A 26,491-nucleotide genomic window follows, 5' to 3' on the forward strand; every position below is an offset into this window, starting at 1 on the left:
TCTTAGGAATTGCTGCAATGCCTGCTTTGCCTTCATTAAAACCCGCTTCAATGCTCGGCCTGCTGGTGCTGAGTTTGTTTATTCTTATCGCTATTTTTGCGCCGTGGCTGGCACCGCACGCGCCGGACCAGACACTCGGTATGTCGTGGGATTTACCGGGACCGAACGCCATTTTGGGCACCGATAATCTCGGGCGTGACCTGCTGTCTCGCCTGATCTGGGGGACACGCGTGTCGCTCGGCGTGACCGCGCTGGCAGCGTTGGTGGCCTTTGCCGTCGGTTGTACGCTGGGTTTTATTGCCGGTCTGCGCGGCGGCTGGGTGGATCAGGTGATTTCGCGCTGTAATGATATCGTGATGGCCATACCGACGCTGATTCTGGCGCTTTTGGTGCTCGCCGTGTTGCCAAAAACCATTCTGATCCTGACGCTGGTGCTCGGCCTGCTGGAATCCACCCGCGTGCTGCGCGTGGCGCGTTCATTAGCCGTGGATATCGGCGTGATGGAGTTTGTCGATGTGGCGCGTTTACGTGGTGAAAGCCTCGGCTGGATCCTCTGGCATGTGATTTTACCTAATGCCTTGCAGACGTTGATCGCCGAATTCGGTCTGCGTTTTATCTTTATTTTGCTGTTCCTCTCGGCACTGTCTTTCCTCGGCTTGGGCATTCAGCCACCGACGGCTGACTGGGGCGGACTGGCGCGTGATAACAAAGACGGTATTCTGTTTGGCGTCTGGGCTGCCCTGATTCCGGGCGGCGCGATTGCCGTACTCGCGCTGGCGGTGAACGCCGTGGCAGACTGGCTGATGAGCGGAACGACGCGCGTCTGGAGGAGAAAAGTATGAGTGACACTTCCGTGCAAAATGACGTGCTGAAAGTCGAGCATCTGCGAGTGGTATCGGACGGTAAACACCCGAGCACGCTGGTCGATAACATCTCTTTTACCGTCAGGCGTGGTGAAGTCCTCGGACTTATCGGCGAATCTGGCGCAGGCAAATCAACCATCGGGCTGGCAATTCTCGGCCATTGCCGTCAGGGGATGCACATTGAGTCTGGCAGCATTCTGTTCAACGGGCAGGATCTGACCACGCTCTCCGACCGTCGTTTACGCCAGGTTCGCGGGCGGCACATTGCCTACGTCGCGCAGTCCGCCGGTGCGGCGTTTAACCCGGCAATCACGTTGGGTGAACAGGTCATTGAAGCCGCGCTTAAACATAAGGTTTACGATCGCCAACAGGCGCAGGCAAAGGCAATAACGCTGTTCGAACAGCTCGGACTACCCCAGCCGCAGCAGTTTTATCAGCGCTATCCGCATCAGGTTTCCGGTGGTCAGTTGCAGCGCGCGATGATTGCCATGGCGCTGTGCGCAGGCCCAGAGTTGCTCATTTTCGATGAGCCGACCACCGCACTGGACGTCACCACGCAGCTCGGCGTGCTGAAAGCCATCAGCGATGTGATCCGCATTTCCGGTGTGGCGGCGATCTATATCAGCCATGACTTAGCGGTGGTTGCGCAGATCAGCAATCACATCATGGTGTTGCAACAGGGTAAAACCATTGAACAAGCCGCAACCGGGCAATTACTGACTCAGCCGCAACAGGATTACACCCGCCGCTTATTGCATGCGCAGGCCGAAAGCAAAACGCCGCAAACCGGTGAAGCCCCGGTGGCACTGTGTATTAGCAATGTCAGCGCTCGCTACCATGCGCAGCCAGTCTTGCAAAATGTTTCGCTGAACCTGCCGCGTGGCCGCACTCTGGCCGTGATCGGGGAATCCGGTTCAGGAAAATCGACACTCGGTAAAGTGATCTGCGGTTTACTCACCCCAGAGAGCGGTGAAGTGAGTCTGGATCAGCAGAGGCTGCCGGCCAATCTGCGTCAGCGCAGCCGTCGACAATTGCGTGATGTACAGCTGATCCATCAAATCCCGGATACCGCCTTGAATCCGAAAGAGCGTGTCGGCGGCCAAATTGCCCGCGTGCTAGCCTGTTTCTCCGATCTCAACCGCAGCCAGCGCGATGCTCGCGTCAGGGAACTGCTGGCTCAGGTCGGACTGCACGCCGAACTGGCAACGCGTTTTCCTTCGGCACTCTCCGGCGGCCAGAAGCAGCGCGTTTGCATTGCGCGGGCATTGGCCGCGCAGCCAAAACTGATTGTGTGCGACGAACCGACATCAGCACTCGATCCGCTGGTTGCCCGCGATGTGCTGGCGTTGCTGCGTAAAATTCAGCAGGACACCGGCATTTCCTATCTGTTTATCACCCACGATTTGCAGGTAGTGCGTGAAATAGCGGATGAAGTCGCGGTATTAAAAGAGGGCGTCATTGTGCGCCAGGGACCGGTTACTTCTACACTGGTTGAACCGCTGGATGATTACACCCGCGAACTGCTGCGCTCGGTGCCAGAAATGCGCGTCGGCTGGCTGGAAGAAACCCTGACGGCCTGATTAACAAGGACGAATGATGTTGCGTAAAGTACAGTGTTTCACCCTCCCGGCGCTGGTGGCGTCGGTGTTTCTGCTCACCGGCTGCCCGCCGCCTTATGAAAATACTCAGTGGCAACGCCCTTCGACTACGCAAGACGGCGTGCGCGCCGCGATGGTCAAATGTGGTTATCAGTTCAAAACGGTGACCTACGAACCGGACAATTTCACCGCGCTGCGCTTTCAGTGTATGCACAAACAGGGCTTTACCTACAAAGGCGGCTTCGATTTTTGCGACGTCAGAACAAAGCTTCCGGCCTGTGTGGCGCAACAGCGCGGGCATGAACTCAGCCTGAAAGAGCTCGAAGCGCTGCCTTTCGATGCCGATAAGGGCTTCTTTGATATCAAACCGGAAACCGGGATGACTGAATATGATCAGGTCACCTGGCGCAGAAAAGGCGCTTCACAGCATTTCTCGCATGTTGTTGAAAATGAAAGGCTGGCAATACCGGTCATGCACCAATGCGGTTATCCTAATCCGCTGGGTTCAACCCCCTTATTACCGTCCATCGGGCGCGCCGCACAGGTGCAAAAATGTATGCAGGACAAGGGATTTGAACCTATCAACAAATTACAGTTAGTCTGTACCGCGTATCCGCAGGTGACCGGTTGCGCTAAGTTCTAAATGCTATTCCATTCGCTTCAGGCTTATTGATTAATTCGTGGCTGGTGTATTCCGGCTCGTTGTTACATCTGACCGCATCAGCAGTACTTTCACTTCCGACCTTAGCGTTTGGCCGATAAAGATCGTCGATTATATGACTAAGATTCTCATCCTGAACATTTGGCTTTTCCATTGATGCACGTAGAGAATCGACATATTTTTCATACTCCGCTCGATTTTCGGGATTAACAGAAGATTCACTATTCCTAGCCTTATCTTCTGGCCCTCAACCACCGGGCGTTCCCGGGCCTTTCCCACCCAGTTCTGCCTTGTCTGCATGCATCAGACAGATCTTTACCAATATTCGGCGTGCCGCTCTCACCTGAGTTAGTCTCATTCTGCGCCGTCATTATAGCCACCATCACGCAACTGGTGTTTGCCAGACATGCCGCACTAATTAAAAGCTGAGAGGGAATAATAATAGAAGGCCGAAACACGTAATGTCCTTATTAATAGATCCCGGTAAAGATAAGAAGCACTAATGAGATGCATTATGCCAATGTAAGTTTAATTTACAATGCATTTCAGCTTATTTACACCAAGAAATAGGTTGAGTTGCACATCGACATTTTTATTTTAATAATTCTTTATTAATTATAAAAACCGTCTAATGGGGGAAATAAAATAGAATGCGCCCTTTAAATTTCATTATAAACATTAAAGTATCGCTATTAATACATGTGTATTATTGATGTGTTTTATTTGATTAGCTAATAACAAATCCATGAAGGGTTGGTTTCCTGGCATCGAAAAATGCATCTGACCAGCGGCTGGGCTTGGTTGGCGAGGGAGATCGGCCGGTGAAGGCTGATTTCCCTCCTTTTGGGCTTTTTTGCGTATTTAGCGCTTTTATCACAACGTCACTCTTCTGACTTCTGTGGCTGTTGGTAATTTTTCACCCGCTTTTTGTCCTCAAGATTGAAATCCGGGTCGAGATAAATACTGAGTCTTTTGATCCGTAAATCCTCAAACTCAAACACCGAACAAAAGTGATGGCTGCCAGTTTGCGGTGCAGGCCAGCGTTCACCGTTTTGCATCACACCTCGCATCTGCCCTTCCAGCACCAGCGTTTCACCGTCACTAATAAAGCGGAATTTATCCTGAATATGCTGGATTTTGTCGATCTCCAGCGCAAAGCGTTTACCCAGTTCGCCCAGCGAGGATTTCCCCTGCGCTGTGCCAAATTTTGGGAAAAACACCTCCGTGTCTTCGGTAAACAGATCCAGCAACGTGGCATCCGCCTGATCAAGCTTGGCATAGAATTGTCTGATCACCTCGATACGACCATTCTTCAGCGCGTTCTGTGTCATTTATCCCCCCCTTTTACATCCAATGGATGAAGTCTACGTTCACCTCACTAAGCCTAGTGACTTACGCGGAGTTTGCCTGTCTGGCGGATCAAATAAGAAAACTCTCAAGATTACAATGAACTATCAACAAGATTTTCAGTTATATGCCGCAACACAAGCCAGACTATCTCTCAATCTGGTTACAATCTGGTTACGGCCCGATTGATTGCTGTTGGCAACTTTGATTAGTCTTAGATAAACGCGACGTGAAATACGTTAAGCAAAAAAAACCCTCGCTTGAGGGTTTTTTGGTGGCAACATTTCAGCGATTACGCCTTGGGGGGGAGTATGCCATCGGCGCGGAACATCGCTTTGATACCACGTACCGCCTGGCGGATCCGGTCCTGATTTTCGATCAAGGCAAAGCGCACGTGAGTGTCGCCGTAGTCGCCGAAACCGATGCCCGGTGAGACGCAGACTTTAGCGTCAGCCAGCAGACGCTTGGCAAACTCCAGTGAACCTAAATGAGCGTAAGCCGGTGGGATTTTCGCCCAGACGTACATTGATGCTTTCGGATTATCCACCATCCAGCCCGCTTCGTGCAGGCCGCGAACCAGTACGTTACGTCGCTGGCGATACTGCTCAGCAATATCCTTTACGCACTGCTGATCGCCTTCCAGCGCAGCGATAGCCGCCACCTGCAATGGCGTAAAGGTGCCGTAGTCATGGTAACTTTTGATCCGTGCCAGCGCGTTAACCAATTCAGCGTTACCGACCATAAAACCGATACGCCAGCCTGCCATGTTGTAACTTTTCGACAGCGTGAAAAATTCAACCGCAATGTCTTTGGCACCCGGTACCTGCATAATTGACGGCGCTTTCCAGCCATCGTACACAATGTCGGCGTAGGCCAAATCATGAATAACCAGTACATCATATTGTTTAGCCAACGCGACTACGCGCTCAAAAAAGTCGAGCTCGACGCACTGGGCGGTTGGGTTAGACGGGAAGCCGAGGATCATCATTTTCGGACGAGGAATGGTTTCACGGATCGCACGTTCCAACTCGGCAAAGAAGTCCACACCTTCGGTCAGCGGCACAGAGCGCACCTGCGCACCGGCGATGACAGCGCCATAAATATGAATCGGGTAGCTTGGGTTTGGCACCAAAACGGTGTCGCCGTGATCCAAGGTGGCCAGCATCAGGTGTGCCAGGCCCTCTTTGGAGCCGATGGTCACAATGGCTTCGCTTTCAGGGTCAATCTCTACCTGATAGCGGTCGGCATACCAGTGGGAAATCGCCCGGCGCAGACGCGGAATACCGCGTGAGGTAGAGTAACCATGGGTGTCTTCACGCTGGGCAACCTGTACCAACTTCTCGACAATATGCGGTGGCGTCGGGCCGTCCGGGTTCCCCATACTGAAATCAATAATATCTTCGCCGCGACGTCGCGCAGCCATTTTCAATTCAGCGGTGATGTTAAAAACATAAGGGGGAAGGCGGTCGATACGTGAAAAACGACGTGGTGAACGGGAGTCAGCCATAAATTCCTCTGGGATACGTGAGCGCCCGGACCGTCCGAGCGACGCTGACCGCTGTTGCGGTCTTCAATGAACATATCTCAGGCAGAAAAAACTGTCGAGCCTTTGAGCAACCTTTTTTTAACCTGACTCATCAGGTCAGGAAATCAGCCGCGGTCATCCCCAGCCAGGATGCCCAGCAGCCAGTCGTTGTGCCAGGTGTCACCGATGCGGTAATTTTCTCTCAAGCAGCCTTCCAACCGGAAACCACACTTCTCCAGCACCCGCCGCGATGCGTCGTTACCCTCCAACACGTTGGCCTGTAAACGGTGGAACCCACACTGATCGAAAGCAAAATCAAGTACCCCGCGCAGTGACTCCACCGCGTAGCCCTTACCTTGATGTTCCGGAGAGATGATAAAGCCAACTTCGCCCTGCTGATAGGGCCGCCAGTCGGGGAAGAAACCGGTCAGGCCCACCGCGTCGCCGGTATCACGCTCGCGGATCGTCAGGCACAGCCAGAAATCGGCATAACGATCCCAATAGCCTAACCGCTGTTCAAAGCGGCTGCGGATTTGTGCCAGCGTGTCGAGATCGCCAATAAAACGCATCACGGTGGGGTCTTGATACAATGCTCTGAACAGCCACCAGTCTTCTTCTTCAATCGGTTGCATCACCAGACGTTCAGTTGTTAAGTGCAATGGGGTCAGTGTTTTCATCACTCATCCTGCGCAAAATTATTGGGGGGAAATCCTCTGGTGATCGCCCCATGCTCTGGGCGTTTTCAACATACAATAGTTAGCATGAGCATTCATATGATTTATGGTTTTGCCTTCCCAAAGTCCCTACAATAATCATCTTCTTCTCATTACAGCGAATGAAGCGTCCCCATCATGACACCTTGTAAAACCGCAACCCAGAGAGCCTGACGTGCCACACGTTTTTGAGATGTTGCTGGCGGTCTTTGACCGTGCAGCCCTGATGTTAATTTGCCTGTTCTTCCTGACACGTACCCGCCTGTTTCGCCGGTTGCTACAGAAAGAAAGCCATAACCATACGCCGCTGGAGCTGGCGGCGGTCACGGCGATTTTTTCCCTGTTTGCGATTTTTGGGACGCTATCCGGGATCAATGTTGAGGGCTCGTTGATTAACGTGCGCACCATCGCCATTATGTCCGGCGGTATTCTGTTTGGGCCGTGGGTGGGTATTATTACCGGCGTCATTTCGGGGTCCCACCGTTTTCTGATCGACATGCATGGCCCTACCTCTCTTCCCTGTTTGATCACCAGTATTACCGCGGGTTGCCTGTCAGGTTATATCAATCTTAACGTCAAAAAAATTCACCACTGGAAAGTCGGTATTGCCGCCGGCATGTTGTGCGAAGCGCTGACTATGGTGCTTATCTTGCTGATGGCGAAACCTTTTTCGCTGGGGCTGGATATTGTCATGAATATTGCCGCACCGCTGATTCTGGGTGCCAGTTCGATCGGGCTCATCGTGCTGCTGGTACAAAGTGTGGAGGATGAGAAAGAGGTGATCGCCGCCCGCCAGGCGCGGCTGGCGCTGGATATCGCCAACAAGACACTGCCCTATTTCCGCAATATCAATGCGGAATCCCTGGCGACAGTTTGCGACATTATCCGTCAGGATATTGATGCCGATGCCGTGGCTATCACCGACACCAAAAACATTCTGGCCTATGTTGGCGTCGGTGCCGATAAGTACAATATTGGTTATGAAATCCTCAGCGATATCACCAAGTTGACGATCGAAAAGGGTAAAATCACCATCAAGAATAATGATGAGATGGACCGGACGCCGCAGATCCACTCGCTCATCATCATCCCGCTGTGGGAAAAAGGAGTGGTCACCGGCTCGCTAAAGATCTATTACTGCCACGCCCACCGCATCACCTATTCGCTGAAAGTCATGGCGATCGGGCTGTCACAGATTATTTCGACACAGATGGAAGTATCGCGAGCCGAGCAACTACGCGAAATGGCAAATAAAGCCGAAATGCGCGCGCTGCAAAGCAAAATTAACCCCCATTTTCTGTTTAACGCGCTGAATGCGATTTCATCGTCGATCCGCGTTCGCCCTGATACCGCCCGCCAGTTAATCATCAATCTATCCCGTTATTTACGCTATAACCTCGAGCTAAATGACGAGCTTATTGATCTGCGTAAAGAGTTACATCAGGTTCAAGACTACATCGCCATTGAACAGGCACGTTTTGGCAGTAAGCTAACGGTTATTTATGATATCGATGATGACATTTCAGTGCCGATACCCAGTTTGCTGATCCAGCCGCTAGTGGAAAATGCGATTGTTCACGGCATTCAGCCTTGTAGCGGCAAAGGCGTGGTAGTGATTGCGGTCAAACACAGTGGCAAAAATATTAAGGTCTCGGTCAAAGATACTGGCCACGGTATTAATCAGGAAACCATCGAGCGCGTTGTCTCCAACGAGATGCCGGGCAACAAAATTGGCCTGCTGAATGTGCATCATCGCGTTTCGTTACTCTATGGTCAGGGCTTGCAGATCCGTCGTTTGGAACCCGGCACCGAAATTTCATTTTTGATCACCCGGGATAAAACCGCATGAAAGCGATCATTGTTGAGGATGAAATCCTCGCTCAGGAAGAACTGAGCTATCTGATCAAAGCCCACAGCAGTATTAACATTGAAGCCACTTTCGATGACGGGCTAGAGGTGCTTAGGTACTTGCAAACGCATGAAGTCGATGCGATTTTTCTTGATATCAACATCCCTTCACTTGACGGCGTGCTGCTGGCGCAAAACATCAGTAAATTTGCGCATAAGCCTTATATTGTGTTTATCACCGCCTACAAAGAGCATGCCGCTGAAGCCTTCGAAATCGAAGCCTTCGACTACATTCTCAAGCCGTATCATGAGTCACGCATTGTCACCATGCTGCAAAAGCTCGAGTCACATTTTAAACGTGATAACCAGGAGCAGAACCAGACAGCACCGAGCAACCCCCGTGTCAGTCACAGCATTAATCTGATCAAAGATGAGCGGATCATTGTCACTGACATTAACGATATCTATTACGCAGCCGCACAGGAAAAAGTCACACAGGTGTTTACCCGTAAAGAGGAATTCACCATGCCAATGAACATCAGCGAATTGTGTAACCGTCTGCCTGAGGAGTATTTTTTCCGCTGTCACCGTTCATACTGCGTGAATTTGTCGAAGATCAGCGAGATCGTGCCCTGGTTTAACAACACGTATATTTTGCGTTTGAGTGATTTGGATTTTGAAGTGCCCGTGAGCCGTAGCAAGGTGAAAGAGTTCAGGCAGTTAATGCGGTTTTAAGGAAAGGAAAGGAAAAAGAATGCGGTTCACCAAAAATGGAGAACCGCATGACATACCCCAACTCATTGCTGTGGCCGCTACAGCCTCAAGGACGAAGGGGATAGCCCATGGATTGACGCAGATAGGCGCCAGCGCCCAGCAAGCCGGGTTGATCATGGGTGATCAGGTAAACCGGGATATCTATCAGGTAATCCTTAAAGCGTCCTTTATCTTCAAAAGCGGCGCGGAAGCCTGAAGCTTTGAAGAATTCAAGGAACCGCGGCACGATGCCACCAGCGATATAGACACCACCAAAGGTGCCCATGGTCAGTGCCAGATTTCCGCCAAAACGTCCCATGATCACGCAAAAAAGCGCAAGTGCGCGGCGACAATCAATGTCGTCTTCACCCAAACCACGTTCTGTCACATCCTTCGGTGCCAGGTTTTCCGGCACTCGGTTATCTGACTTGACGATTGCCCGGTATAGATTCACCAGTCCAGGTCCTGAGAGAATACGCTCGGCGGAGACGTGGCCTATTTCAGTACGCAACTGTTCAAGGATCATATCTTCCTCTTCACTGTTCGGCGCGAAATCCACGTGACCGCCCTCGCCCGGCAGGCTCAGCCAGCGTTTATCCGCATGGATCAGATGCGCTACGCCAAGTCCGGTACCTGCACCATAAATGACAGCAGGTTTGCCTTCGACAGGTTTTTTACCGCCAAACTGCAATAAATCCTTCTCCTGCAACATCGGAATCGCCATTGACACCGCAGTAAAATCATTGATCACTTCGAGGTGATCCAGTTTCAAACCCGCTTTCATTTCCTTAATGGAAAATGCCCACGTGTGATTGGTCATCGCCACCCAGTCGCCGGTGATGGGACAGGCAATCGCGATACAAGCGTGCTTCACATTCTGGTGTTGTTGCTCAAGATAAACACGAGCCACGTCTTCAAGGCTATCGTAGTCCAGACCAGAAAAGGTCTTGGCTGCGGAGATCTCGCCGCTGTTTAGCGCACACAATGCCAGACGACAGTTGGTACCGCCGACATCACCCACCAGGGAGTATTCAGTCATTTTATTCTCCGAATAGAGTAAATTTTTGATCCTGCTGGATATTGCGACAGTACAAAACCCATAAAGCCATGATTATCAATCGTTGTGGATATTCAAATTCACCCACAGGACGATAAAAGATCGCATAATTGTGAGGGCAAAATAGCGGGAATTACTATAGGCTGCAACGCCAATTTGAACCAACGGATATTTAGGCACACATCGTTTAGATATGCTTGATTTAGAATAATATCGCCGTCGGCCAGATGATGAGTTGCCGTGGTGATCTCGGCACCAGGGCAACCGAGGCCGAATCCGCTGACAATTCAGGCCTAAACATTAGTCTTTGACTGAACAGCGTTCCGCCGATTTTTTGCGGCTGGCACTTTTGCGGTTAATCAGGCGCTGACGTAACGTGTCGTACAATAAGTTATACGCAATGGTATACGGCAAGAAGAACAGGAAGAAACCCACCTCCAGAATAAACGCATCCAGCAGTGAAATTCCGAGCCAGCCCGCCGCAATCGGTAAACCGATCAGAATGAACCCGCCTTCAAAACCCAGCGCGTGGCACACCCGAACTTTCATCGTGCGAGCGATGCGGCTCACCGGCCACAGACGGTCAAACGTCGTGTTGTAAATGATGTTCCATACCATCGCAGTGGTAGACAGCAGGATGGCCAGTGTGCCCATTTCAAATATGGACTTATTTAACAGCCATGCAGCCGCCGGGGCGGAAATCAGGACCGCCAATGCCTCAAAACCGATAGCGTGCAAAATGCGTTCGCCAAAAGATTTTTTAGACGTATTTTTTGAATTCATTGACATAAAGACCTGCCATTTTCGTTGTTGTCTTACACATTAAGTAGTGACGGTTGTCATACAGGTCGCCATTATCATCGCTAAATAAGATGGGTAAAAGATAGTTAATATCGATAAAATAGATATGTGGATTTCTGATAACAAAAGGTGAGAAGCAGCGATGCGTTATTCCCCCGAAGCATTAATGGCCTTTGTCGAAGCCGCCGACACCGGTTCTTTTTCCGCAGCCGCGCGAAAATTACGTAAAAGTCAGTCAACGGTCAGTACCGCGATCGCCAATCTCGAAGTCGATTTAGGGCTGACGCTGTTCGACCGCAGCAGCCGCCAGCCGGTGCTTACCGCAAAGGGAAAGCGGGTGTTGAATCATGTGCAGGCTATTCTGGCAGCCAGTGAGCGTCTGGATGAACTGGCGGTCCGCCTCTCCGCGCAAATCGAAACACAACTGACGTTTGTGCTGTCTGACACTTATCAGCAGACTCATCATGAAAGTCTGCTTAAACGCTTTGAACGACGCTACCCTGATATCGAGTTCGAGTGTCTGATTGGCGAAGATCAGGATGTCATTGACCTGTTGCAAACCGGACGGGCACATATTGGTATATTGGAGGTTCAGGACGCCTATCCGCCCGACATCGGCGTCGCCCGTTTGCCGGAGCAAACCGACATGGACATCTTCGTCAGCCGCGAACACCCGTTGGCACAGCTTTCCCATCTTCGGCCAGAGCAACTGCACACCTTCCGCCAATTGATCCTGCAACCCTACCGACGCACCGAAACTCGTGCGCCAGGGCAAACCTGGTCTGCGCCGAGTTATCTGATGTTACTGGAGATGGCCGAACAGGGATTTGGCTGGTCAATTTTACCGCACTGGTTGGTACGGCAATTTGGGCATAATAAGTTGGTGACGCTACCGATGCGTGGTTGGCCGAAGCGGATTTCAGTCGATGCAGTTTGGAGCAAAAATAATCAACCAGGACCTGCGAGCAGTTGGTTCATCGACCGGTTGATTGATCCGCATCTGGCTGATATCACCGCTGAAGAGTAACGGGCAGCATGATTGCGGTGAATGTCGGTAATAAAATAAATGCTCTGAATACGGATTATCAGGCATGACTGTGATCGAGTTATCTGGCAAAAAGAGTGAAAGCGCATACACTAAAACGTCTTTTTACTTTGTTCTCTGCCAGCACATCGCGCTGATTAAAATAATAAGGACTCTTATGATTTATCAGGCCAACCCTGCCCGTTACGACACCATGGAATATCGCCGCTGTGGTCATAGTGGCCTCAAACTGCCCGCTGTTTCTCTGGGCCTGTGGCACAATTTTGGTGACAATGCGCACTTCGATAATGGCCGAAATCTGATTCGCCATGCGTTCGACCACGGCATTACTCATTTCGATTTAGCCAATAATTACGGCCCACCTCCGGGTTCGGCTGAAGCGCATTTTGGCCGTATTTTGAAGGAAGATTTACTGCCTTACCGCGATGAATTGATCATCTCCTCAAAGGCCGGCTACACCATGTGGAAGGGGCCTTATGGTGACTGGGGCTCGAAGAAGTATCTCGTCGCCAGCCTCAATCAGAGCCTGCAACGTATGGGGCTAGATTACGTCGATATTTTCTATCATCACCGCCCCTATCCTGACACTCCGTTGGAAGAGACCATGGCCGCGCTGGACCTGATTGTCCGCCAGGGCAAGGCGCTTTATGTTGGCCTGTCAAACTACCCGGCTGAACGTGCCAGACAAGCGTTTGAGATCCTGCAAAAACTCGGTACGCCGTGCCTTATCCATCAGCCAAAATACTCACTGTTTGAACGCTGGGTAGAGACTGATTTACTCGACACCCTTGCGCAGAACGGCGTAGGCTCGATTGCCTTTTCCCCCCTCGCCGGTGGGGTATTGACGGATCGATATCTGGCCGGTATTCCGCAGGATTCCCGCGCAGCGAGTGACAGTAAATTCCTTACCAGCGAGCAGTTGACCGATGAAACACTGGGGAAAGTCCGCAAGCTGAATGCCCTTGCAGAAACCCGCGGTCAGAAGCTGTCGCAGATGGCGCTGGCCTGGGTATTACGTGGAGATAAAGTGACGTCCGTGCTGATAGGTGCCAGCAAAACCAGCCAGATCGATGATGCAATAGGTATGGTTGCCAACCGTCATTTCAGCGAAAAAGAGCTGGCGGACATTGAAGAGATTCTTGTGTAAACGATTACCCTGTCGTCAGCGGAATAGTTCTTCTTTCGGTAAAGATATGTGTGTAAGTATTTCGTTAGTCTGGGTAAACAATTCAAAACAGGATTGCAGGCAATACAATAGAGGCCACCTTCATCGTATAACTGTTACCATAAATTATACGAAATCAGGAGGCGACATGTTAAAGCCTTTCATTGTTGGAACATTATTGTTTGCCCTGCTCCCGGCCGCAGCACCTGCTGTACAGGCCAGCAGTTTTAGCCTCAATACACCGGGCCTTTCGATCAATATTGGTGACCGCGACCGTCGTGGTTATTACTGGGATGGCTATGACTGGCGTGATGCTGGTTGGTGGAATAACCACCGCGGCCGCTATTATGGTGAGCGCAGTCATCGCGGTTACTACTGGGATGGCGGCCGCTGGCGCGATCGTGGCTGGTGGGATAGCCGCTCCCACCATCGCCCACCGCCACCACCGCCACGGCATTATAACAATGGGCATCATGGACCTCATCAGAATCGTGGCCGTGGTCCGGATCGCGGGCATGACAAACATGATGATCACCGGCAAGATCGTGACCACCGTCGTTAATCCGCGAAGGTCACAGACAAAAAACGGGACAGTTTGCGCTGTCCCGTTTTTTTTGCGTTGTCCCTGTCTTATTTCAACATGCCAATCAGTAGATAGACATTAAGGCTGATGACAATCAACACGATAAGACGCCCCGCCCACTGGACTGCTTGCGAGTTCACCATATCCCCCATCAGATCACGGTTCCCTGTAAAGGCCAATAATGGCAGCAATGCCAGCGCAATCCCAAAACTTAACAACACCTGACTCATGACCAGAATCCGTGTCGCGTCTAGCCCCATCAAGATCACAATGAATGACGGCAACATGGTAACGGTACGACGCACCCAGATCGGAATGTAGAATTTCACAAACCCTTGCATGACCACCTGCCCGGCCAGCGTGCCAACCACGGTAGAAGAAAGTCCGGCGGCAACCAGGCTTAAACCAAAAGTGGTAGCGGCGGCATTACCGAGCAAAGGTTGCAGCGTCAGATAGGCCTGATCGAGTTCGCTGATGCCACTGTGTCCGCTGAAATGAAACGCGGCAGCGGCAGTGGCCATCATTGCCAGATTAACGAAACCAGCGATAGTCATAGCAATGCTGACATCCAGCTTAGTGGCTGAATAGCGTTGTTCTTTCGACGCTTTCCCTGCCCGCTGGGTGAGTGAAGAGTGCAGATATATCACATGCGGCATGATGGTCGCACCCAGTACCCCGGCAGCAAGATAAACGGCATCGCTCGACGGCAGGCTCGGGATCAACATCCCTTTTCCTAGTTCCACCATGCTGGGTTGCGAGAAAAATAGCTCGACAATATAAGTCGCAGCCACAAACAGCAGTAAACCTGCAATCACCAGCTCCAGTGGCTTCTGACCACGTTTTTGCAGAGCAAGAATGATAAAGGTCGCGATACCGGTTAATACCGCACCCTGAAGCAGCGAGACGTCTAATAAAAGTTTGAAGCCTATCGCCGCGCCGATAAACTCAGCCAAATCGGTCGCCATCGCAATGATTTCAGCCTGCACCCAGTAGGCCCAGACGGCAGGCCGGGGAAAGCGATCACGAATGTGTTCGGCCAGGTTTTTACTGGTAGCGATACCTAATTTGGCAGAAAGCAGTTGGATTAACATGGCCATAATATTCGCCCATACCACTACCCAGAGTAGTTGGTAGCCAAACGAGGCGCCAGCCTGGATGTTGGTAGCGAAATTACCCGGATCGATATATCCAATGGCGGCAATAAATGCGGGGCCCATCAGAGAGAGCTTAATCTTGCGGCCGGCGTGACCGGAGGACCCGGCACGGCTGTTGTGCATATCAGTGAACCTTACTTTTTTGTGATTTAGGCAATTACATACAATTGATAATGGTTATCAAGTAAGTTTAGAGTGATCGACGTGATTTCTCTGATAGGCATGACGCGACGGAGAGAGTATCTATCAGGTTTTCTGATGCCTCCTTTCTGGCTACAGACGCTTCTAAAAAAAGACATTTTTAAAAGCGTTAAAGCAAATAATTATCCAGATTTAGAACACACTGCGGCGGGTAGTAAAGCTAGCACAGCATCTCCAGATGTGCCTGATTTTCTAACATCTTGATTTTTTGTGTCACCTGCTCACAAATGTTGCAATTGATGTCTGTAATTTCTATATTTGCAGGTCACTTCACGTTTTAAATGTACGCGTTACATAGAATGTCCGTCGAAATATAGCCTGCCTCTAATTTGGAGCACCCATGTCCCATATATTGCACTTTGTATTAGCGTTGGCCGTTGTCGCTGTACTTGCTTTACTGGCGAGCCGTGATCGGAAAAGTATCCGTTTACGTTTCATCGTTCAGCTGTTAGTCATCGAAATTCTTTTAGCCTATTTCTTCCTGAATTCATCCATTGGTTTAGGTTTTGTGAAAGGCTTCTCAGACATGTTTGAGAAATTATTAGGCTTCGCTGCGGAAGGGACCGGCTTCGTATTTGGGGGCATGAGCGATAAAGGATTAGCGTTCTTCTTCTTGAAAGTCTTGTGTCCGATCGTGTTTATTTCTGCACTGATCGGTATTTTACAACACATTCGCGTACTGCCTTTCGTCATCCGTATTATTGGTACGGTTCTGTCGAAAATTAACGGCATGGGAAAACTGGAGTCTTTCAACGCCATCAGTTCCCTGATTTTGGGTCAGTCAGAAAACTTTATCGCGTATAAAGATATTCTGGGCAAGATGTCTGAAAAACGCATGTACACCATGGCAGCCACGGCAATGTCGACAGTTTCTATGTCGATTGTGGGTGCGTATATGACCATGCTTGAACCGCGCTTCGTTGTTGCTGCGCTGGTGCTTAACATGTTCAGTACCTTCATTGTGCTGTCGTTGATCAACCCTTATAAAGTTGATTCAGAAGAAGACCTGCAAATTGGCAATACCCATCAGGGTCAGAGCTTCTTTGAAATGCTGGGTGAATACATCTTGGCCGGCTTCAAGGTGGCGATCATCGTTGCAGCCATGTTGATTGGCTTCATCGCACTGATCTCCTGCCTGAATGCGCTGTTCGACGTGGTGTTTGGTATCACCTTCCAGGGCGTGCTGGGTTATGTCTTCTATCCATTCGCCTGGATGATGGGTGTCCCAAGCCACGAAGCCTTGCAAGTTGGCAGCATGATGGCAACCAAACTGGTTTCTAATGAATTCGTTGCGATGCTGGATCTTCAGAAAGTGGCTGCCGATTTGTCACCACGCAGCGTAGGCATTTTGTCTGTGTTCCTGGTGTCGTTCGCCAACTTCTCCTCAATTGGTATCGTTGCTGGGGCGATCAAAGGCCTGAACGAACATCAGGGCAATGTGGTTTCACGCTTCGGCCTGAAACTGCTGTACGGTTCAACGCTGGTGAGCGTACTGTCTGCTTCTATCGCAGGTCTGGTTCTGGCGTAAGCTGGCATAAGCATGACGTGGTAAATGTCATGATGAGAAAGGCGCTTCGGCGCCTTTTTTTATGGCTGAGATTCAGGGAAGACCCGTGATAAAGCACTGGGAAAGGAGGAACCGCAGAAAGCAAAAAACCCGCCTAAGCGGGTTTCTTTAATATTTGGTGGAGATAAGCGGGATCGAACCGCTGACCTCTTGCATGCCATGCAAGCGCTCTCCCAGCTGAGCTATACCCCCACACGAGGTACTTCTTTATTCACTTTACTTTCAAACCTCTGTTTCCTTTTTCAGGAAACGTCCAACTTACTCTGGAAAGGAAGTTGGTGGAGATAAGCGGGATCGAACCGCTGACCTCTTGCATGCCATGCAAGCGCTCTCCCAGCTGAGCTATACCCCCAATTCAAACCAGTAAAAACCGGTGAACGGGGCGCATGATATGAAACCGTGCCTACCCTGTCAACGGCTAAATCGGTTTCTGCAATCAAGCGCTGAAAAAGCCGCCAAATACCCCATTTGACTGGAAAAAACCCTCTGCCCTGAAGCAAATATTCAGCAGGATGCTTTGTTTTACAATCTCCTCGCCAGACCGCGGTGTGACTAGCTTTATGATCGGCCTACACATTTTCTTAACAAGCGGGAATTAATGATTAACGAGATGTTAGCAGACTATTAAAATCGGCTTGTTTTGAGAGAAATCTCAGAATAGACTGCTCGCGCAATAATCATAATCCATAACTTCGAGCAATCTCATGTCCTTGTATTCACCTAAAGAAATCGCATCCATCGCTGTCACGGCGGGCGTGAATAAAAGCCATGCCTCCGTGTTGAATTTGTTAATTTTGGGTTTCCTGGCGGGCGCATTCATCGCCATCGGTTTCCTGCTGGACCTGCACGTAATAGGGACGTTACCTGCATCCTGGGGTTCTTTCAGTAATCTGCTTGGCGCTGCCGTTTTCCCGGTTGGCATCATTCTTACCGTCTTAGCCGGGGGAGAACTGCTGACCGGTAATATGATGACCTTACCGATTGCCTGGTTCGCACGTCAGATAAGCCTCTACTCCGTCATGCGTAACTGGTTCTGGGTCACGCTGGCAAACCTTATCGGTAGTCTGGCCGTGGCTTACTTCTTCGGCCACGTTCTCGGCATGACAGAAGGCGCATTCCTGACGAAAACGGTAGCAACGGCCACGGCGAAGGTTAACGCTAACTTCACACAGGCATTCATTTCCGGCATTGGCTGTAACTGGCTGGTCTGTTTGGGTATCTGGCTGGCATTCGCCAGTAAAGAAGTCGGCGGAAAAGTGATCGGCATGTGGTTCCCGGTCATGGCCTTCGTGGCTATCGGCTTCCAGCACGTAGTGGCAAACATGTTCATCATTCCGGCAGCGATTTTTGCCGGTGCGCTGAGTTGGTCACAATACTTCCCGAACTTCGTCGCCGTATTCCTCGGTAACGCCTTGGGCGGCGCTGGCTTCGTCGGTCTGATGTACTTCCTGGCCTATCGCCCTACTGTGGCAGCACCTACGACTGAACAACGTTAATCCTCGCGTTTTTCGGATATTAAAAAAGCCAGCACGGGAAACCGGCTGGCTTTTTTTACATCTGAACGATGGGATTACTGCTGTTGCGTTTCGCGCTCAGCAATAAAGGCCAGCGCCATATCGATACGCGCCAGCACGCGGCTCTGACCGATAGCGTGAACGGTGACGTCTACACCTGGAGACTGACCCGCGCCGGTTACGGCAACGCGCAGTGGCATCCCCACTTTACCCATCCCGACTTCCAGCTCATCCGCCGTGCCCTGAATGGCGTGGTGAATATTTTCAGCGGTCCAGTCAGTGATGGCAGCCAGTTTGGCTTTAACGGCTTCAAGAGGCTGACGGGCAACAGGGCGTAAATGCTTCTTGGCGGCATCAGCGTCAAACTCGGTGAAGTCTTCATAGAAGTAACGGCAGGACTCGGCCATTTCTTTCAACGTTTTGCAGCGTTCACCCAGCAAGATAACGATTTCAAATAGCTGCGGGCCGTTGCGGGTTTCGATACCCTGTTGCTCAACGTGCCACAGCAGATGCGTCGCTACATAGTGAGGATCCATTGCGTTGATATAGTGATGGTTCAGCCATTGCAGTTTTTCAGTGTTAAACGCACTGGCCGATTTGCTGACGTTCTCCAAAGAGAACAGCGCTTTCATTTCATCGATGCTGAAGATTTCCTGATCGCCATGTGACCAACCCAAACGCACCAGATAGTTCAGCAGGGCTTCTGGCAGATAACCATCATCACGATATTGCATCACCCCCACAGCACCATGGCGTTTAGACAGCTTTTTGCCATCATCACCAAGAATCATCGACACATGCGCGTAAACGGGTACCGGCGCACCCAGTGCTTTCAGAATATTGATCTGACGCGGGGTGTTGTTGATATGGTCTTCTCCACGGATAACGTGGGTGATCTCCATATCCCAGTCGTCTACCACGACGCAGAAATTGTAGGTCGGTGAACCATCTGTGCGACGAATGATTAAATCATCAAGTTCATCGTTGCTAAATTCAATCGGGCCACGGATCTGGTCGTCAAAGATGACGGAACCGTCCTGCGGGTTGCCAAAACGCACGACGCAAGGTTCGTCGGCGCTGTGATGTTCATGACTGTGGCGGCAGCGCCCATCGTAACGAGGCTTCTCATTGTTGGCCATTTGCTCTTCACGCAGGGCTTCAAGGCGCTCTTTGGAGCAGTAGCATTTATAGGCGGTGCCGTTTTCCAGCATCTGGTCAATCACACCGTTATAGCGGTCAAAACGTTTGGTCTGGAAATAGGGGCCTTCATCCCAGTTCAGATTCAACCAGTTCATGCCGTCCATAATCGCGTCAATAGCTTGCTGCGTTGAGCGCTCGAGATCAGTGTCTTCAATGCGCAACACAAATTCACCGCCAAGGTTACGGGCGAAAAGCCAAGAGTAGAGCGCGGTACGAGCGCCACCGACGTGCAGATAGCCGGTCGGGCTTGGGGCAAAACGGGTTTTGATTTTCATCTGGATTGCAGCCTTAATAGCGCAACGCATAAAACGTTGCTATCAATTAACAAAAAGTGGCTGACATTCTACCACTCTGTCCTGAATCCTCAACGTGTCCTGAGCCCTCTACGTCGATAGGCAGCTCACGAAGCCCCTTCAGTGGACGAATGGGTAAAGAATCAACTGCGCGGGTGAGAAATCGGTCAGCTTGTCTAATTTTGCGCCAAACAGTGATTTTTGTTTTTAAAAATCGTTGACGTAAGTTCAAGTATCCCTATAATGCGACTCCATCACGACGGGGCGATTAGCTCAGTTGGTAGAGCATCTCCTTTACACGGAGGGGGTCGGCGGTTCGAACCCGTCATCGCCCACCACTCTTTTAGAGTGACTGCGTTGTGATAAGCAAGAAGAAATGAGAATTGGGCGATTAGCTCAGTTGGTAGAGCATCTCCTTTACACGGAGGGGGTCGGCGGTTCGAACCCGTCATCGCCCACCAATTCTCAGTATTGTTCTCTTGCATTGTGGAGTACCCAGAAGTGGGCGATTAGCTCAGTTGGTAGAGCATCTCCTTTACACGGAGGGGGTCGGCGGTTCGAACCCGTCATCGCCCACCACTTCTGCGGGCCGTTAGCTCAGTTGGTAGAGCAGTTGACTTTTAATCAATTGGTCGCTGGTTCGAATCCAGCACGGCCCACCAATTCAGAGAAAAGCGCCTATGGGCGCTTTTTTCGTTTCTGTGTTCCGGAGCTAAACCGTGATGGAGGCGAACCAGCAGCGGGTTCGAGCCGAGCGAAGCGAGACGACAACGCGACAGCGTTGCCCGTAGGGTGAGGCCCGAGGCCGAATCAATCCAGCACGGCCCACCACTCTTCATTGAAGGGAAGTAGAGAAAAGCGCCTTATAGGCGCTTTTCTCGTTTCTGTGCTCCCAAAACCTCGCTATGACTCCAGCTTAAACCTCGGTACGACCTTATTTTGCAACGCTGGGTTATCACTCTCATCTTTTAAATTCACGCCTGATAACTGGCGTACAAAAGCCTGCTCCAGCAACCAGGCGAGTTTGAATGCTGCCTGCGGATAGTCCAGACCTTCAGGCCGTACGTTGGAAATGCAATTGCGCTCTGACTCCAGCCTCTTCGTATGTGGCCCCCAGGTCATGTAAATGCCTAAACTGTCGGGGGATGATAGCCCCGGACGTTCACCAATCAGCATCGCCACTGCCTTGGCCTGCATTTGCTGAGCAATATCATCGCCTAACGCAACTCGGGATTGATGGGCCAGCACCACAGGTCCGACGCGCAGGCCAAGTTGTTGCAAATAAGGCAGCAGTTCCCGAATCAATGGCACCGCCTGACGATGAACCGCTTTGGACGACAGTCCGTCAGCCACCACCAGCACTATATCTGCCGGCTTAGTCGGCTGTTGGCTCAACATTTCCCGACTCTCTGCCGAAAGCTTTCGCCCCAAGTCAGGCCGACATAAATAGGTCGTGCGATCTGCTGCAGCACTAGCAACAGTGAGCGTACCAAGCCCCAGTTCGTGCAGCGATGCTTCCAATGTCTGGCTGTCGAAAGGTAGGTGCACCGCATCTCTGGCCTGGGCATGCGCCAGACTGAATTTCAGCAGTTCAGCCGTCGGCAGGCTGGAACCCGTTCGTCCCAGCGCAATCCGCGCGGCGGTGAACTGACGCAGCGCCTCCCAGGGATTTTGATGAACCAGCGACATAAGCCCTTTCTCAGTCTCCTCCGTCATATCACCGACCTCAGTTGTAATAATGGATGCGATGCGCGGGTATCCAGCAGCTGCCCATGGGCATCAAGGATATTCATTTTCTCCAGCCACAGGGCAAATTCAGGCGCATGTTTCAACCCCAGGAGTTCACGGATATACAGCGCATCATGAAACGATGTGCTCTGGTAGTTGAGCATAATATCATCAGCACCCGGCACACCAATCAGAAAGGTCAGTCCGGCGGTGCCCAGCAGAGTCAGTAACGTATCCATATCATCCTGATCGGCTTCGGCGTGATTGGTGTAACAGACATCACAGCCGATCGGTAAGCCGAGCAGTTTGCCGCAAAAGTGATCTTCCAGCCCGGCGCGAATGATCTGTTTGCCATCATATAGATATTCTGGCCCGATGAATCCCACCACGGTATTGATGAGTAACGGCGAGAAGCGCCGCGCAATAGCGTAAGCACGTGCTTCGCAAGTCTGCTGGTCTACACCAAAATGCGCATTGGCCGACAGACAACTCCCCTGCCCGGTTTCGAAATACATCACGTTATTCCCCAGCGTACCGCGATGTAGACTCAGTGCAGCCTGCTGGGCCTCCTCAAGTAAGGCCAGGTTGATGCCAAATCCTTGATTGGCCGCTTCGCTTCCTGCAATCGACTGGAAAACCAGGTCAACCGGCGCACCGCGCTCCACCAGTTTGATGGTGTTCGTCACATGGGTTAGCACGCAAGACTGCGTAGGAATGTCGAACCGCGAGATGATATCGTCGAGCATGTAGTTAAGATTTTCCAGCAGCGGTAGGCTGTCGCTGGCCGGATTAATGCCAATCACCGCATCACCGGAACCATACAGCAGCCCGTCAAGCATACTTGCTGCGATACCCTGCAAATGATCAGTGGGATGATTGGGTTGCAGACGCACGCTCATGTGCCCTGGCAATCCGATGGTATTACGGAAGCGGGTGATCACCCGACATTTTTTCGCCACCAGAATCAGATCCTGATTGCGCATCAGCTTACTTACGGCCGCCGCCATTTCCGGCGTAATTCCCGGTGCAACGCGTGCCAATATGACACTGTCGGTCTTTTCACTCAGCAACCAATCGCGGAAATCCCCCACGGTAAGATGTGAAATCAAAGCAAAGGCTTGCGCATCGTGACTGTCGATTATCAGGCGGGTGACTTCATCGTCCTCATAGGGAATGAGCACCTGTTGAAGAAAAGTCTTCAGCGGCAGTTCGGCCAGCGCCATCTTGGCGGCCATCCGCTCTTCAACGCTGTCGGCCGCCACGTCTGCCAGATAATCGCCAGAACGCGCCGGTGATGCTTTCGCCATCAGATCTTTCAAATCACGAAACTGATAGCTGCGGTGGCTCAACGTCGTTTGATACATAACGCTCCTCAGGCTGGCGGGTTCTGAATATCGAAAAAACAGCGAACAAAAAGCAGTCAGGAAGAGGCAATAATAATCACGTTAGCCGTGCGGAGTACAGAGCCATGCAAAGGCTTATCGCAGAGTCTCTGATTTGTCATTCGGCTGATCTACACTGTGTAGCATCACACAACGGGGAATAATGGATGAGCGAACGGCAACGGCGACACACTATTATTGGCTGGATAGAAGAAGATCCAATGCGCATGCTGGCACTGAGAACCGCGCAGCAACTGGCGTTGAACGACTGGTGTCTGGCCGCAGGGTTTGTGCGCAATCTGGTGTGGGACCACCTGCACGGTTTAGCTGACGTCACACCACTTAACGATATAGACGTGATCTATTTTGATCCCTATGACACGTCTGTGGCGACGGAGAAAGACCTTGAACAGCGTCTTAGTTCTCTGGCTGTGCTGCCTTGGTCGATCAAAAATCAGGCTCGTATGCATTTAAAGCATCACCATGCACCCTACTTATCCAGCAGTGATGCTATGAGTTACTGGGTGGAAACAGAAACGGTAATTGGTGCGACGCTTGGTCATGACGGCAAGGTGCAGTTGGTGGCACCGATGGGTACCGCTGCACTGTTTGGGTTTAGCATCACGGCCAACCCGCGCCATGGCAACCCTAAGGTGATGCTGGACAGAGCGGCAAGCAAAGGCTGGTTAATCCGCTGGCCGCAACTGCAACTGAAGATATGAGAATTATAAACAAGCGATAAAGATCTGCCTTCGCCTGCCGATAACTGTTTCGCATAATGACGTGCAGAGCAGGTTAACCTTAAAGTGAGGCAGCAATGAGCACTATCAGCGTAACCAGCAGTAGTTCGGCGAGTACAGCATCATCCGGCAGCGGCGGGCAAATTGCGCAGTTGAACAAACAGATCCAGAAACTGACTCAACAAATGAAAAGTTTGAGTCAGGGCAGTGACGGTTCTGATTCGGTTCAAAAGCAGGTGGATGCTATTCAGAATCAAATTGATATGCTCGAGGCGCAAATCCAGCAGATTCAGCAGCAACAGGCGCAAAAAGCAGAGCAGAAAGCCGAACAGGCTCAGTTAGCTACCGGCACGGCTGAAGACAAAAGCGTCAAAAAGGCGTCTTCTGCCAATACCATTGATATTTACGTCTGATCCCACTCTGTGGTTTTAAAGCAACCCTTGCAGGCTGCGTTTTTCCGTGAGATGCGTCGCCTGCACTTTCACCACCTGCCAGATAGCCTGAGCTGCCGGTGAAAGTGAACGGTTTTTACGTCGGACCAACATCAGCGCGCGGTTGATTTCAGGCACCAGGTGGCGCACTACCAGCTTGCTTCCCTGCGGCAATGGCAGCGCCAGTGCTGGGATCACGCTGATTCCAATACCCGCTTCTACCATTGGAAATAGCGTCGCAGGATGGCCGATTTCCTGTGCGATTACGGTATCGACGCCCTGCTGTGCTAATGCGCGGTCGATCAGCATCCGGCTACCTGAGGCGTAATCCTGTAGTACTAACGGGCAGCCGCTAAGCTGGGTCCAGTTCACTGATGCTTGTCGGGCAAATGCATGGTCCTCACGACACAGCAACAGAAAAGGGTCGTGTAAAATCGTTTCGCATTCAAGATCCGCGCTAACGCCTGGGTCAATCACAATGCCAAAATCCACCTCGGCATTACGTACGCTGTTGAGCACCAACCGCTGAGCCTGGTCGCGCAGCAATATGCGAATATCGGGATACTCTCGTGTTCCGCTGGCGATGCACTGTGGCATCAGCTGAGCGGAAATGGTCTGGCTGGAAGCGATACGCACGCGACCATTATGTTGAGTGCCAAAACTTCGTGTGTCGAGAAGCATGGCATGCAGCTCGTCCAGAAGCGGTTCCACGCGGCTAGCCAGCCGCTGACCGGCATCCGTCAGCATAACCTCACGCGTAGTGCGATCAAGTAAGCGCACACTCATCTCACTCTCTAACTCCTTCATACTGTGGCTAATCGCCGACTGGCTGAGACCAATGGCGTCCCCTGCCCGGCTAAAACTCTGGTAATGGGCCACTGCCACAAAGACGCGAAGCTGCTTAAGTGAATAATTCATGAATTAATTTCATTATTGTATTAAATAAATTAATTTTTTAATTCTATACCAACCGTCCAGAATAGCCGCATGAGTTTATGTCGAACCTTATCTTTGCTGAGAAATACTATGCGATTCATGCCCGATCGTTTCACCCTGACACTGATTGCCACCGTCCTGCTGGCGACGTTTTTCCCCGCCAAAGGTGTGTTCGTCCCTTTTTTCAACAACCTGACCATCATTGCTATCGGCCTGCTTTTCTTCATGCACGGTGCCAAGCTGTCGCGCGAGGCCATTTTTGCTGGCAGTAACAACTGGCGGCTGCATTTATGGGTCATGTTCAGCACCTTTATTTTATTTCCGACGCTAGGACTCTTATTTCAATGGTGGCATCCGGTAGACGTTAGCCCGCAAATTTACAGCGGCTTTGTCTATCTGTGCATTTTGCCCGCTACCGTACAGTCGGCGATCGCCTTTACTTCACTCGCAGGCGGTAATGTCGCGGCGGCGGTGTGCAGTGCATCAGCATCGAGCCTGTTGGGTATTTTTGTTTCACCACTGCTGGTTAGCCTGTTGATGAACGTACAGGGCTCTACCGGTGATAGCCTGCAACAAGTCTTGCACATCGTGCTACAACTGCTGGTGCCTTTCGTGGCTGGGCATCTGCTGCGTCCGCTGATTGGTGGCTTTGTTGACCGTCATCGCAAAATGATTGGTAAAACCGATCAAACATCGATTCTACTGGTGGTCTATTCGGCGTTTAGCGAAGCCGTCACGCAAGGGATTTGGCATCATGTGGGGTTGGGTTCACTACTGTTTATCGTGGCCGTCAGCCTGATACTGCTGACCTTTATTCTGGTGATCAATACCTATATGGCCCGCTGGATGGGATTCAGTAAGCCAGATGAAATCACCATCGTATTCTGCGGTTCTAAGAAAAGCCTGGCCAATGGTATCCCGATGGCCAATATTCTGTTCCCGGTCAGCGCCATCGGCATGATGGTGCTACCACTGATGATTTTCCATCAGGTTCAGTTAATGACCTGTGCCGTACTGGCGAAACGTTACAAGAGTAAACAGGACGCTAAAATGGCTGAACTGGAGAAAAATCTGGCGGCGAAAAACAGCTAATCATCGGGGTTCTACCAAGAGAAAGGCGCTAAATCAGCGCCTTTCTCTTGGTTATCCGTCAGTACCTGCAAGCCCTGGACCTCCGCGTCGCAGCGGGTTAATCAGACTCTGCAAACCTTCGCTTTTAATTGCCAGAGTAAGCTGCATCAATTCGCCTAATTTCCCTGCCGGGAATTCGTCTTTGCGAGCGAACCACAGCAGATATTCCTCAGGTAAATCAATCAATACACGCCCGGCATATTTGCCGAAGGGCATTTTCATATTGGCAATGTCAATCAGGTCTTCTTTTTCCAT

24 protein-coding genes, 6 tRNA genes and 1 other RNA gene are annotated in these 26,491 nt (G+C 51.1%); 18 read left to right on the top strand and 13 right to left on the bottom strand.

The annotated features are described in order from the left end of the window. Positions 1-26: 26 nt before the first annotated feature. The 3 genes from IEV89_RS16060 to IEV89_RS16070 are packed head-to-tail and all read left to right on the top strand — an operon-like array spanning position 27 to position 3,104. A complete protein-coding gene (locus IEV89_RS16060; RefSeq protein ID WP_188474682.1) occupies positions 27-842 on the top strand; it encodes an ABC transporter permease in 816 nt (271 codons plus the stop codon). Next, a complete protein-coding gene (locus IEV89_RS16065) occupies positions 839-2,443 on the top strand; it encodes an ABC transporter ATP-binding protein (protein ID WP_188474539.1) in 1,605 nt (534 codons plus the stop codon). Before IEV89_RS16060 ends, IEV89_RS16065 begins: the two co-directional genes overlap by 4 nt. Positions 2,444-2,459: 16 nt before the next feature. Next, entirely contained in the window at positions 2,460-3,104 is a 645-nt protein-coding gene (locus IEV89_RS16070) for a hypothetical protein (protein ID WP_188474540.1), read from the top strand. 899 nt (positions 3,105-4,003) lie between these two features. Here IEV89_RS16070 and IEV89_RS16075 read toward each other — a convergent pair. From IEV89_RS16075 to IEV89_RS16085, 3 genes are all read right to left on the bottom strand, one after another. Further along, a complete protein-coding gene (locus IEV89_RS16075) occupies positions 4,004-4,453 on the bottom strand; it encodes a nuclear transport factor 2 family protein (protein WP_188474541.1) in 450 nt (149 codons plus the stop codon). A 308-nt stretch (positions 4,454-4,761) separates the two neighbouring features. After that, complete coding sequence (alaC, locus tag IEV89_RS16080) at positions 4,762-5,976, bottom strand: alanine transaminase (protein ID WP_188474542.1); 1,215 nt, start codon at positions 5,974-5,976, stop codon at positions 4,762-4,764. Positions 5,977-6,119: 143 nt separating this feature from the next. Then, positions 6,120-6,671: a GNAT family N-acetyltransferase gene (locus IEV89_RS16085; RefSeq protein WP_188474543.1), complete on the bottom strand. Its 552-nt coding sequence runs from the start codon at positions 6,669-6,671 to the stop codon at positions 6,120-6,122. Positions 6,672-6,882: 211 nt separating this feature from the next. Here IEV89_RS16085 and IEV89_RS16090 point away from each other — a divergent pair, with 211 nt between their 5' ends. Beyond that, positions 6,883-8,556, top strand: coding sequence for a sensor histidine kinase (locus IEV89_RS16090; RefSeq protein ID WP_188474544.1), 1,674 nt, complete (start codon positions 6,883-6,885; stop codon positions 8,554-8,556). After that, the gene (locus tag IEV89_RS16095) at positions 8,553-9,290 is read left to right on the top strand and encodes a LytR/AlgR family response regulator transcription factor (protein ID WP_188474545.1); all 738 of its coding nucleotides are present in this window, start codon (positions 8,553-8,555) and stop codon (positions 9,288-9,290) included. The genes IEV89_RS16090 and IEV89_RS16095 overlap by 4 nt, the downstream gene beginning before the upstream one ends. 85 nt (positions 9,291-9,375) lie before the next feature. Here IEV89_RS16095 and glk read toward each other — a convergent pair whose 3' ends face one another. Both glk and IEV89_RS16105 read right to left on the bottom strand, forming a co-directional pair. Then, positions 9,376-10,347 carry a glucokinase gene (gene glk / locus IEV89_RS16100; protein ID WP_188474546.1) on the bottom strand — a complete coding sequence of 324 codons (972 nt, stop codon included), beginning with the start codon at positions 10,345-10,347 and terminating at the stop codon, positions 9,376-9,378. A gap of 318 nt (positions 10,348-10,665) precedes the next feature. Next, positions 10,666-11,154, bottom strand: coding sequence for a multidrug/biocide efflux PACE transporter (locus IEV89_RS16105; RefSeq protein ID WP_188474547.1), 489 nt, complete (start codon positions 11,152-11,154; stop codon positions 10,666-10,668). 154 nt (positions 11,155-11,308) lie between these two features. Here IEV89_RS16105 and IEV89_RS16110 point away from each other — a divergent pair, with 154 nt between their 5' ends. From IEV89_RS16110 to IEV89_RS16120, 3 genes are all read left to right on the top strand, one after another. Beyond that, complete coding sequence (locus IEV89_RS16110; protein WP_188474548.1) at positions 11,309-12,193, top strand: LysR family transcriptional regulator; 885 nt, start codon at positions 11,309-11,311, stop codon at positions 12,191-12,193. Positions 12,194-12,368: 175 nt separating this feature from the next. Then, the gene (gene mgrA, locus IEV89_RS16115) at positions 12,369-13,358 is read left to right on the top strand and encodes an L-glyceraldehyde 3-phosphate reductase (protein ID WP_188474549.1); all 990 of its coding nucleotides are present in this window, start codon (positions 12,369-12,371) and stop codon (positions 13,356-13,358) included. A 166-nt stretch (positions 13,359-13,524) separates the two neighbouring features. Beyond that, on the top strand, positions 13,525-13,938 hold the full coding sequence (locus IEV89_RS16120) for a DUF2502 domain-containing protein (protein ID WP_188474550.1): 414 nt from the start codon (positions 13,525-13,527) through the stop codon (positions 13,936-13,938). A gap of 68 nt (positions 13,939-14,006) precedes the next feature. On the opposite strand, the gene IEV89_RS16125 is transcribed toward IEV89_RS16120, so the two are convergent. Beyond that, the gene (locus tag IEV89_RS16125) at positions 14,007-15,281 is read right to left on the bottom strand and encodes an Nramp family divalent metal transporter (protein ID WP_268235668.1); all 1,275 of its coding nucleotides are present in this window, start codon (positions 15,279-15,281) and stop codon (positions 14,007-14,009) included. A 373-nt stretch (positions 15,282-15,654) separates the two neighbouring features. Between IEV89_RS16125 and IEV89_RS16130 the strand changes: the two genes are divergently transcribed. Continuing rightward, positions 15,655-16,842, top strand: coding sequence for a NupC/NupG family nucleoside CNT transporter (locus IEV89_RS16130; RefSeq protein WP_188474552.1), 1,188 nt, complete (start codon positions 15,655-15,657; stop codon positions 16,840-16,842). Positions 16,843-16,997: 155 nt separating this feature from the next. Here the strand turns inward: IEV89_RS16130 and IEV89_RS16135 are convergent. Beyond that, positions 16,998-17,073 (bottom strand) — tRNA-Ala (locus IEV89_RS16135). Positions 17,074-17,157: 84 nt separating this feature from the next. After that, a tRNA-Ala gene (locus tag IEV89_RS16140) sits at positions 17,158-17,233 on the bottom strand. A gap of 352 nt (positions 17,234-17,585) precedes the next feature. Here IEV89_RS16140 and IEV89_RS16145 point away from each other — a divergent pair. Next, a complete protein-coding gene (locus IEV89_RS16145) occupies positions 17,586-18,377 on the top strand; it encodes a formate/nitrite transporter family protein (RefSeq protein WP_188474553.1) in 792 nt (263 codons plus the stop codon). A 74-nt stretch (positions 18,378-18,451) separates the two neighbouring features. Here the strand turns inward: IEV89_RS16145 and gltX are convergent, their stop codons facing one another. Next, positions 18,452-19,870, bottom strand: coding sequence for a glutamate--tRNA ligase (gene gltX / locus IEV89_RS16150; RefSeq protein WP_188474554.1), 1,419 nt, complete (start codon positions 19,868-19,870; stop codon positions 18,452-18,454). 280 nt (positions 19,871-20,150) lie between these two features. On the opposite strand from gltX, the gene IEV89_RS16155 reads away from it, so the two are divergent. The 5 genes from IEV89_RS16155 to IEV89_RS16175 all read left to right on the top strand — a co-directional run bounded on the left by IEV89_RS16155 (position 20,151) and on the right by IEV89_RS16175 (position 20,719). Further along, a tRNA-Val gene (locus tag IEV89_RS16155) sits at positions 20,151-20,226 on the top strand. Between the two features lie 47 nt (positions 20,227-20,273). Further along, a tRNA-Val gene (locus IEV89_RS16160) sits at positions 20,274-20,349 on the top strand. Positions 20,350-20,391: 42 nt separating this feature from the next. Beyond that, positions 20,392-20,467, top strand: a tRNA-Val gene (locus IEV89_RS16165). Between the two features lie 7 nt (positions 20,468-20,474). Beyond that, a tRNA-Lys gene (locus IEV89_RS16170) sits at positions 20,475-20,550 on the top strand. Between the two features lie 43 nt (positions 20,551-20,593). Then, positions 20,594-20,719, top strand: a non-coding RNA gene (locus IEV89_RS16175) — RtT sRNA. 72 nt (positions 20,720-20,791) lie between these two features. Here the strand turns inward: IEV89_RS16175 and eutC are convergent. Continuing rightward, positions 20,792-21,604: an ethanolamine ammonia-lyase subunit EutC gene (eutC, locus tag IEV89_RS16180; RefSeq protein ID WP_188474555.1), complete on the bottom strand. Its 813-nt coding sequence runs from the start codon at positions 21,602-21,604 to the stop codon at positions 20,792-20,794. Further along, complete coding sequence (locus IEV89_RS16185; protein ID WP_188474556.1) at positions 21,601-22,980, bottom strand: ethanolamine ammonia-lyase subunit EutB; 1,380 nt, start codon at positions 22,978-22,980, stop codon at positions 21,601-21,603. Before IEV89_RS16185 ends, eutC begins: the two co-directional genes overlap by 4 nt. 185 nt (positions 22,981-23,165) lie before the next feature. Here IEV89_RS16185 and IEV89_RS16190 point away from each other — a divergent pair, with 185 nt between their 5' ends. Next, a complete protein-coding gene (locus tag IEV89_RS16190; RefSeq protein ID WP_188474557.1) occupies positions 23,166-23,720 on the top strand; it encodes a nucleotidyltransferase family protein in 555 nt (184 codons plus the stop codon). A gap of 95 nt (positions 23,721-23,815) precedes the next feature. Next, on the top strand, positions 23,816-24,151 hold the full coding sequence (locus IEV89_RS16195) for a FlxA-like family protein (protein WP_188474558.1): 336 nt from the start codon (positions 23,816-23,818) through the stop codon (positions 24,149-24,151). 15 nt (positions 24,152-24,166) lie between these two features. Here the strand turns inward: IEV89_RS16195 and IEV89_RS16200 are convergent, their stop codons facing one another. Beyond that, positions 24,167-25,087 carry a LysR family transcriptional regulator gene (locus tag IEV89_RS16200; protein ID WP_188474559.1) on the bottom strand — a complete coding sequence of 307 codons (921 nt, stop codon included), beginning with the start codon at positions 25,085-25,087 and terminating at the stop codon, positions 24,167-24,169. Between the two features lie 108 nt (positions 25,088-25,195). Between IEV89_RS16200 and IEV89_RS16205 the strand changes: the two genes are divergently transcribed. Beyond that, positions 25,196-26,197: a bile acid:sodium symporter family protein gene (locus IEV89_RS16205; RefSeq protein ID WP_188474560.1), complete on the top strand. Its 1,002-nt coding sequence runs from the start codon at positions 25,196-25,198 to the stop codon at positions 26,195-26,197. Positions 26,198-26,248: 51 nt separating this feature from the next. On the opposite strand, the gene IEV89_RS16210 is transcribed toward IEV89_RS16205, so the two are convergent. Next, positions 26,249-26,491: a DUF3820 family protein gene (locus IEV89_RS16210; protein ID WP_188474561.1), complete on the bottom strand. Its 243-nt coding sequence runs from the start codon at positions 26,489-26,491 to the stop codon at positions 26,249-26,251.

The organism is Hafnia psychrotolerans (assembly GCF_014639435.1).
Taxonomy (GTDB): Bacteria; Pseudomonadota; Gammaproteobacteria; order Enterobacterales; family Enterobacteriaceae; genus Ewingella; species Ewingella psychrotolerans.